Here is a 755-nt window from a genome sequence, read left to right as displayed (position 1 = left end):
ATACTACTTATGGTGATGACTCGACTACGGCAGGTTTCACCAGGCTACAGGCGATATGAGACTGACTGAAATCAGCAGGCGCTGTAATTGAAGAGTATGACTGACAATAGGAGATTACTTATGAATAAAGAAAAAGACGATTTGAAAGATATGATAAGTATCTTAATTGAAAAAGGGTTCACTGATGAGCAGATAGCAAGTGCCATCGTTGCCTACAGTGAAGAGATACCTGCACAAGCACCGCCAGCGGGAGCAACAGAGTTAGATAGGGTGGTTGCGGTTGTTGATAAGATTAACGAGAAAGCGGACATCACTGGCAAACTAAGAGTGCAGTCGGTTGCCGGAATTCGTAAAGGGATTGAAATGCTTGGCGGGTCTGATGATTTATTACTTATTTCTAAAGCACAAGTTGATGCTGCCATTGCGTCTGCTATCAATGCATTGCCAAAAGCACCTACAAGAAAAGATATAACCGCTACTTATAGAACAAGAAAGTGAAATGTTAATGACGCTGGAAAGAAAGTGTATATAACAATAGATAGATCAGGTATAAATATAATGAAAGTTGGTTTTATTTCAGAAGGAGTAGATACAAAGTTTAGTGATGGTAGGGCAGTTGTTGATTTAGGAATTAACTTTACTGACGCCGCACTACAAGAAAGACTTTATTGAAGCACTGAGTTTGTTCCAAAGGTAGGTTTTATCAATTTATATACAACTAAGTATAATACTATAACTGAAAATTGATATAGCAT

Annotated in this window: 1 protein-coding gene; it reads left to right on the top strand. The window is 38.1% G+C overall.

All coding sequences use genetic code 11. From position 1 onward, the window contains the following. Positions 1–120 precede the first annotated feature (120 nt). A complete protein-coding gene (locus tag N1032_RS25070; protein WP_259543279.1) occupies positions 121–498 on the top strand; it encodes a hypothetical protein in 378 nt (125 codons plus the stop codon). The last annotated feature ends 257 nt before the right edge of the window (positions 499–755 follow it).

The organism is Herbiconiux daphne, assembly GCF_024979295.1.
GTDB classification, from domain to species: Bacteria; Actinomycetota; Actinomycetes; order Actinomycetales; family Microbacteriaceae; genus Herbiconiux; species Herbiconiux daphnes.
The sequence above is the reverse complement of the archived record's forward strand: the minus strand, read 5'-3'. Positions and strand labels throughout refer to the sequence as shown.

Coding starts and splice junctions, on each gene's coding strand:
- N1032_RS25070 (WP_259543279.1), top strand. CDS start 121: ATGAATAAAGAAAAAGACGATTTGAAAGATATGATAAGTATCTTAATT.